The organism is Micromonospora mirobrigensis, from assembly GCF_900091555.1.
GTDB lineage: Bacteria > Actinomycetota > Actinomycetes > Mycobacteriales > Micromonosporaceae > Micromonospora > Micromonospora mirobrigensis.
Genome location: NZ_FMCX01000016.1, coordinates 26426 through 33902, shown reverse-complemented (window position 1 = coordinate 33902; position 7477 = coordinate 26426). Strand labels below are relative to the sequence as shown.

At 72.3% G+C, this 7477-nt stretch carries 6 protein-coding genes and 2 rRNA genes; 6 read left to right on the top strand and 2 right to left on the bottom strand.

The window, feature by feature from the left end:
- Together GA0070564_RS28445 and rrf are read left to right on the top strand one after the other, a co-directional pair.
- Positions 1-132: ribosomal RNA gene (locus tag GA0070564_RS28445) — 23S ribosomal RNA — on the top strand; the annotation flags it as partial.
- A gap of 84 nt (positions 133-216) precedes the next feature.
- Positions 217-333: ribosomal RNA gene (rrf, locus tag GA0070564_RS28440) — 5S ribosomal RNA — on the top strand.
- Positions 334-422: 89 nt separating this feature from the next.
- On the opposite strand, the gene GA0070564_RS28435 is transcribed toward rrf, so the two are convergent.
- A complete protein-coding gene (locus tag GA0070564_RS28435) occupies positions 423-1118 on the bottom strand; it encodes a hypothetical protein (protein ID WP_091616275.1) in 696 nt (231 codons plus the stop codon).
- A 70-nt stretch (positions 1119-1188) separates the two neighbouring features.
- On the opposite strand from GA0070564_RS28435, the gene GA0070564_RS28430 reads away from it, so the two are divergent.
- The 3 genes from GA0070564_RS28430 to GA0070564_RS28420 all read left to right on the top strand — a co-directional run bounded on the left by GA0070564_RS28430 (position 1189) and on the right by GA0070564_RS28420 (position 5617).
- Entirely contained in the window at positions 1189-3807 is a 2619-nt protein-coding gene (locus GA0070564_RS28430) for a valine--tRNA ligase (protein WP_091616270.1), read from the top strand.
- 95 nt (positions 3808-3902) lie between these two features.
- A complete protein-coding gene (locus GA0070564_RS28425) occupies positions 3903-5174 on the top strand; it encodes a bifunctional folylpolyglutamate synthase/dihydrofolate synthase (protein ID WP_245670348.1) in 1272 nt (423 codons plus the stop codon).
- Positions 5171-5617, top strand: coding sequence for a DUF4233 domain-containing protein (locus tag GA0070564_RS28420; protein WP_091616265.1), 447 nt, complete (start codon positions 5171-5173; stop codon positions 5615-5617). Before GA0070564_RS28425 ends, GA0070564_RS28420 begins: the two co-directional genes overlap by 4 nt.
- Before the next feature lie 36 nt (positions 5618-5653).
- Here the strand turns inward: GA0070564_RS28420 and GA0070564_RS28415 are convergent, their stop codons facing one another.
- Positions 5654-6904, bottom strand: a complete 1251-nt coding sequence (locus GA0070564_RS28415; protein ID WP_091616261.1) for a VOC family protein — start codon at positions 6902-6904, stop codon at positions 5654-5656.
- Positions 6905-7046: 142 nt separating this feature from the next.
- Here GA0070564_RS28415 and ndk point away from each other — a divergent pair, with 142 nt between their 5' ends.
- Positions 7047-7472, top strand: a complete 426-nt coding sequence (gene ndk / locus GA0070564_RS28410; protein ID WP_091616257.1) for a nucleoside-diphosphate kinase — start codon at positions 7047-7049, stop codon at positions 7470-7472.
- The last annotated feature ends 5 nt before the right edge of the window (positions 7473-7477 follow it).

Sequence of the window (7477 nt, the reverse complement as noted above, 5' to 3'; positions counted from 1 at the left end):
CTTCAAGATGAGGTATCCCACCCACCTTGGTGGGGTAAGGCCCCCAGCTAGACGACTGGGTTGATAGGCCGGAACTGTAAGCCCGGTAACGGGTTCAGGTGACCGGTACTAATAGGCCGAGGACTTGACTACGAAGCTGCTACGCGTCCACTGTGCAACTCTGAACAAGCGAACACCCGTGACGGTTTACCGGTGTGTTTGACATGTTCATAGAGTTACGGCGGTCATGGCGGAGGGGAAACGCCCGGTCACATTCCGAACCCGGAAGCTAAGCCCTCCAGCGCCGATGGTACTGCACTCGGGAGGGTGTGGGAGAGTAGGACGCCGCCGGACAAACATTCCATTCAGGGCCACCCCATCCGGGGTGGCCCTGAATGCGTTTCCCCGCTGCCGGAAGACGCCCGCGGCGCGGACGGGCCGGATCAGCGGGTCTGCATGCCGTCGCGCATCCGGCGGAAGAGGGAGCCGGCGTCGTCGACGCTGCGGCCCGGGAACATGGCCATGGCGACGCTGCCGTGGTCGGCCCAACCGCAGATCGCGAAGTCCCCGCCGTCGCCCTCGGTGGTCCCGCACTTCATCACGCCACCCAGGTCGCCGGCGTCCACCGCACGCAGCCCGCCCACCTTGCCGGTCTCGTCGGCCATCAGGCCGAACAGGCTGTCCAGGTCCCGCTCGGGCTGCCAGAGCAGGGTGGTGCCGCCGAAGACCAGGACCGAGCGGCCGGCGCCGGCCGCCGTACCCCCGCCGTTCGCGGTGTCCCGGTAGACGGTGCCGAAGCTGCGGTCCAGGTCGATGTCGGCGGCGAAGCCGCTGCGCAGGTAGTCGGCGGTACTGCGGGCCCGCTCGCTGTCGTCGCGTTCCAGGCCGGCCACCCGGGTCGGCGTGTCCAGCCGGGTGTCCTTCTCCCGCAGCACCTGCCAACCCCAGACGGCCGAGGCGGCCACGCCCACGGTGAGCGCCGCCCCGACGACTCCCAGGGCCACCCGGCGACCGCGGGACCGGGGACGCCGGTCGGGCTCCTCCGAGTCGTGACGGCTCAACCGGATGGGCTCGTCGGTCAGCTCGATCGGTTCGGGTCCCCCGTCGACCGGTCGCTCGGTGAGATGCGCGTCGGACATGTTCGCCACCGTACGCGAACAGGAGGTGGCGCACGTCGGGTCCGTTGAAGCGCTCCGTAGACTTTCGCAGGTGACCGAGAGACTGGATGCCCGACGCCCCGACGCCCCGACCCTTGCCGGCCAGTACCAGCCCGGCGAGGTAGAGCAGCGACGGTACGAGCAGTGGGTAGCCGCCGGCCACTTCCGGGCGACGGCGAGCAGCGACAAGCCCCCGTTCACCATCGTCATCCCGCCGCCGAACGTCACCGGCTCCCTGCACATGGGCCACGCCCTCGACCACACCGTGCAGGACGCCCTGGTGCGCCGCAAGCGGATGCAGGGCTACGAGGCCCTCTGGCTGCCCGGCATGGACCACGCCGGCATCGCCACCCAGAACGTGGTGGAGCGGCAGCTCGCCGGCCAGGGGCTCTCCCGGCACGACCTGGGCCGGGAGAAGTTCGTCGAGCGGGTGTGGCAGTGGAAGGCCGAGTCCGGTGGCGCGATCCTCGGCCAGATGCGCCGGCTCGGCGACTCCGTCGACTGGGACCGCGAGCGCTTCACCATGGACGAGGGCCTGTCCCGGGCCGTGCAGACCATGTTCAAGAAGCTGTACGACGACGGGCTGATCTACCGGGCCAACCGGATCATCAACTGGTGCCCCCGCTGCCTGACCGCCCTGTCCGACATCGAGGTGGAGCACAGCGACGACGAGGGTGAGCTGGTCTCCATCCGGTACAGCGACGACGTCGTGGTCGCCACCACCCGGGCCGAGACGATGCTCGGTGACACCGCGGTGGCCGTGCACCCCGACGACGAGCGGTACAAGCACCTGATCGGCACCGAGGTGGCCGTCCCGCTGACCGACCGGCGGATCCCGATCGTCGGCGACGAGCACGTCGACCCGACCTTCGGCACCGGCATGGTGAAGGTGACCCCGGCGCACGACCCGAACGACTTCGAGATCGGCCAGCGGCACGACCTGCCGTCCCTGACGATCATGGACGAGCGCGGCGTCATCACCGCCCACGGCCCATTCCAGGGCCTGGACCGGTACGAGGCCCGCCCGGCGATCGTCGCCGCCCTGCGCGAGCAGGGCCGGGTCGTCGCCGAGAAGCGGCCGTACCTGCACTCGGTGGGGCACTGCTCGCGCTGCCGGACCACCGTCGAGCCGCGGCTGTCGCTCCAGTGGTTCGTCAACACCGCCCCGCTGGCGAAGGCCGCCGGCGACGCCGTCCGGGACGGCCGGGTGAAGATCGAGCCGGCTGAGCTGGCCAAGCGGTACTTCGCCTGGGTCGACAACATGCACGACTGGTGCATCTCCCGGCAGCTCTGGTGGGGGCACCGCATCCCGGTCTGGTACGGCCCGGACGGCGAGATCGTCTGCGTCGGTCCGGACGAGGCGCCGCCGACCGGCGAGGGCTGGCGGCAGGACGAGGACGTCCTGGACACCTGGTTCTCCAGCGGCCTGTGGCCGTTCTCCACCCTGGGCTGGCCGGAGCGGACCCCGGAACTGGCCAAGTTCTACCCGACCAGCGTCCTGGTCACCGGCTACGACATCCTCTTCTTCTGGGTCGCCCGGATGATGATGTTCGGCCTCTACGCGATGGACGGGGTGCAGCCGTTCGACACGGTCGCCCTGCACGGCATGGTCCGCGACGAGCACGGCAAGAAGATGTCCAAGTCGTTCGGCAACGTGGTCGACCCGCTGGACTGGATCGACCGGTACGGCGCCGACGCCACCCGGTTCACCCTGGCCCGGGGCGCCAACCCGGGCGGCGACGTGCCGGTCAGCGAGGACTGGTGCCAGGGCTCCCGCAACTTCTGCAACAAGCTCTGGAACGCCACCCGGTTCGCGCTGCTCAACGGCGCCCACACGCAGGGGGAGCTGCCGGCCGCCGACCAGCTCTCCACGGTCGACCGGTGGATCCTGTCCCGGCTGGCGCACGTCACCGCCGAGGTCGACGAGCAGTTCGAGGCGTACGAGTTCGCGAAGGTCTGCGACCTGCTCTACCACTTCGCCTGGGACGACGTCTGCGACTGGTACGTCGAGCTGAGCAAGCCGGTCCTCGCCGAGGGCGGCGCGGGGGCCGACGCCACCCGGCGGGTGCTCGGCCACGTGCTGGACCAGCTGCTGCGGCTGCTGCACCCGGTGATCCCGTTCGTCACCGAGGAGCTGTGGACCGCGCTGACCGGTGGTGACACGGTGATGACCGCCGCCTGGCCGGCGGCCGACCGTACGCTGGTCGACGACGCCGCGGAGAGCGAGGTCGGCACCCTCCAGCGGGTGGTGACCGAGATCCGGCGGTTCCGCTCCGACCAGGGCCTGCGGCCCACCCAGCGGGTGGCCGCCCGGCTCGACGGGCTGACCGTGGCGGGGATCGCGGCGCACGAGCCGCTGATCCGTTCGCTGGTCCGCCTGGACGCCCCCGGCGACGACTTCCAGGCCAGCGCCACCCTGGCCATGCCCGGTGAGGTCAGCGTCGAGCTGGACACCCGCGGTTCGATCGACGTGGCCGCCGAGCGGGCCCGGCTCACCAAGGACCGGGCGGCCGCCGAGAAGGAGGCCGCGCAGGCCCGGGGGAAGCTCGGCAACCCGGCGTTCGTCGGCAAGGCACCGGAACCGGTGGTAGCCAAGATCCGTGAACGGCTGGCGGTGGCCGAGGCGGACCTGGTCCGCATCGACGCCGCACTGGAGGCGCTCGCATCGTGACCGATCCCACCGACCGCAGCCGGACCGGCGGCGGCGTCGACCGCGGTGAGTTCGCCGCCGTCGACGCCGCGCTGGCCGCCCGCGGCTTCACCCGGATGGCGTTCGAGCTGGAGAAGATCGAGTCCCTGCTCGACCTGCTCGGCAGCCCGCAGCGGGCGTACCCGTCGATCCACCTGACCGGGACCAACGGCAAGACCTCCACGGCCCGGATGATCGACTCGCTGCTGCGGGCGTTCGGGCTGCACACCGGCCGCTACACCAGCCCGCACCTGGAGACCGTCCGGGAGCGGATCGCGCTGGACGGCGAGCCGGTCGGCGAGGAGCGTTTCGTCGCGACGTACCGCGAGGTGGCGCCGCTGGCCGAGCTGGTGGACCAGCGCTCGGCGGAGCCGCTGACGTACTTCGACATGACCACCGCGCTGGCCTTCGCCACGTTCGCCGACGCGCCGGTGGACGTGGCCGTGGTGGAGGTGGGCCTGGGCGGGGCGGAGGACGCCACCAACGTGCTCCAGGCCGGGGTGGCGGTGCTCACCCCGATCGGGTTGGACCACACCGAGTGGCTCGGCGACACCCTGGAGGACATCGCCCTGCACAAGGCCGGGATCATCCACTCCGGTGCCACGGTGATCGCGGCGGCCCAGGAGGAGGAGGCCGCCCGGCCGATCCTTGAGCGCTGCGCCGAGGTCGGCGCGACCGTCGCCCGGGAGGGCTCCGAGTTCGGCGTGCTGCGCCGGGCGGTCGCCGTCGGCGGCCAGGTGCTCACCATCCAGGGCCTGGGCGGGGTGTACGAGGAGATCTTCATCCCGCTGCACGGCGCCCACCAGGCGCAGAACGCGGCCGTGGCGCTCGCCGCCGTGGAGGCGTTCCTGGGGGCGGGCGCGAAGCGGCAGCTCGACATCGAGGCCGTCCGCGAGGGCTTCGCCAGCACCAGCTCCCCGGGGCGGCTGGAGAAGGTGCGCAACGCGCCGACCGTTCTGCTCGACGGGGCGCACAACCCGCACGGGATGGCCGCCACGGTCACCGCGCTCCAGGAGGAGTTCGCGTTCAGCAAGCTCGTCGGCGTGCTCGCGGTGCTCGGCGACAAGGACGCGGCGAGCCTGCTGGAGCTGCTCGAGCCGGTGCTCGACTCGCTGGTCGTCACCCGCAACACCTCGCCCCGGGCGATGCCGGTCGACGAGCTGGCCGGGCTGGCCCGGGAGGTCTTCGGGCCGGAGCGGGTGCAGATCGCCGAGGAGATGCCGGACGCCATCGAGGCGGCCGTGGCCGAGGCCGAGTCCGACGTGCCGGGCGAGATCGCCGGGGTCGGCGTGCTGATCACCGGTTCGGTGGTGACGGTGGCCGACGCGCGTCGGCTGCTGAAGCGATGACCGACCCGGTGGACGAGCGGCCGGCCGGCGACCCGGACCGCCCCGGACCGGAGGCCGGCGCGTCCGGACCGGACGCGACCGGCGGTACGGACGGCCCGGGGGAGCGGCGCTCCGGGCTGCGGAACCCGGCGAAGGCGGTACGCGGCCTGGGCGCGGGGACGCTCGCCCTGGAGGCGCTGGTCCTGCTGCTCGCCATCCAGCCCATCCGGGTGGTCGGCGGGGACCTCAGCGGCGCGGCGATCGGCGCGATCGTCGCGCTGGCCGTCGCCTGTGTGGTGCTGGCCGGGCGGATGGGCCGGCCGTGGGCGTGGAACGCCGGCACCGTGCTCCAGGGCCTGCTGATGCTCTCCGGCCTGCTGCACTGGTCGCTGCTGGTGCTGGGCGTCATCTTCGCGCTGGTCTGGGCGTACGCGCTGCACGTCCGACGGGTGATCCTGGGCTGAGCGGCGCCCGGTCCGGGTCGGACCGGGCGCCGTCGGTCACGCGTCGGTGAGGGACCGCCACTGGGTGAGGGCGATGCCGTGGCCGTCCGGGTCGCGGAACGCCGCCGCCCAGACCTCCAGCTTGGCACCCCGGTTCACCACCCGCGGGGCGTAGGTGAAGCGGACGCCAGCGTCGCGCAGGCGTGCGTACGCCGCCTGGATGTCGTCGACGTCGAGGTTGACGTGGACCAGCCGGCGGCTGATCGGGGCGGCGCCGGTCACCTCCCGCAGCACCAGCCGGGTCGGCCCGGAGACCAGCACCGCGTTGCCGGTGCCCCGGTCGAGCTCCTCGAAGCCCAGCACGTCCCGGTAGAACTCCAGGGAACGGTCCAGCTCGGTGACGAGCAGGGTGATCCCCACCCCGCTGATCGGCGCGCCCGCCTCGACCGGCCCGCCCACCGGGTCGTAGCCGAAGATCGCCTCGTCGAGCTCCTCCGGGCTGGGGGGCGCCTCGTCCACCGGCTCGTCCAGCGGGAGGTCGATCGGGTCGACCGTCACCGTGTCGCGTTCCTCCACCGGCGGGCGCGGGGAGGGCGCGGCCCGCCGGGGCAGCGGGTTCGCGGCCACCGGGTCCACCAGGGTGCCCTCCAGCACCACCGGACCGCCCGGCCGCTGGTGCATCACCACCGGCTCGCGCTCCTCCGGCAGCAGCGTCACCTCGTCGTCGAGGAGCGGGTCGGGCGCCGGCGGGTAGTCGTCGCGGAAGTCGTCGTCCGGGCCCCGGTCGGCCCACGGCGGCGCCTCCTGCGCGATGAGCACCTCGTCGACCGGGTCGGCCATGGCGAACTCGGGGGGCAGGTCGGCCACGGCGGCGCTCTCGGCGTGCGTCGGCACCTCGTCCCAGAGGACCCGGACGTGCCGCTGGTCGTCCAGGGCCACCCGGATCGGCAGGGACTGGCCGAGCGACGGCCACTTCGCCACCGGCACCCGCGGCTCGATGATCTTCTTGGACCGGGGCGGCAGGCCCGGCGCGTCGATGACCAGTTGGAGTTCGCACCGGCCGAAGGCGTACTGGGTGGGGGGCTCGGAGGCGCTGTGCACGTGGCCGACCCCGACCACCCACGTCCGGCCGCCGCCCTTCACGGTGGCCAGCGCGATCGCCAGCACCAGCAGCGCCACCCCGAGCGCGACGATCGCCCAGCTCGGCATCCCCAGCCCGAACACCACCACGAAGGTCGCCACGGTGCCCAGCACCGCACCGATCAGCTTGCGCACCGGCGCGATCTGCCGGCTCCCGCCATTCGCCACAGTGGACCTCCCAGGGGTCAGGGCCAGGCTAGGCCGGAGCGGCGCCCCAGGGGAAGCACAGCCGCCGCGCCGACGCCGGGACCGGGTCGCTAGGCTGACGTTACCCAGCCAGACCGTCTTCCGCGCACAGGAGGAACCCAGCGTGTCCAGCAGCAGCCCGGACGAGCGGACGCTCGTACTGATCAAACCCGACGCCGTACGCCGCGGTCTGGTCGGTGAGATCGTCACCCGCTTCGAGCGCAAGGGCCTGCGGATCGACGCCATGGAGACCCGGACGCTGGACGGCGACTTCGCCGACCAGCACTACGCGGAGCACGTCGACAAGGCGTTCTACCCGCCGCTGAAGGCGTTCATGACCGGTGGCCCGCTGGTCGCCCTGGTGCTCTCCGGCGACCAGGTCATCGAGGTGGTCCGCGGCATGATCGGCAGCACCGACGGCCGCAAGGCCGCCGCCGGGACCATCCGGGGTGACCTCTCCCTGTCCAACCGGGAAAACCTGGTGCACGCCTCCGACTCGGCCGACAGCGCCAAGCGCGAGATCGCGCTCTGGTTCCCGCAGCTGGGCTGAGCCCA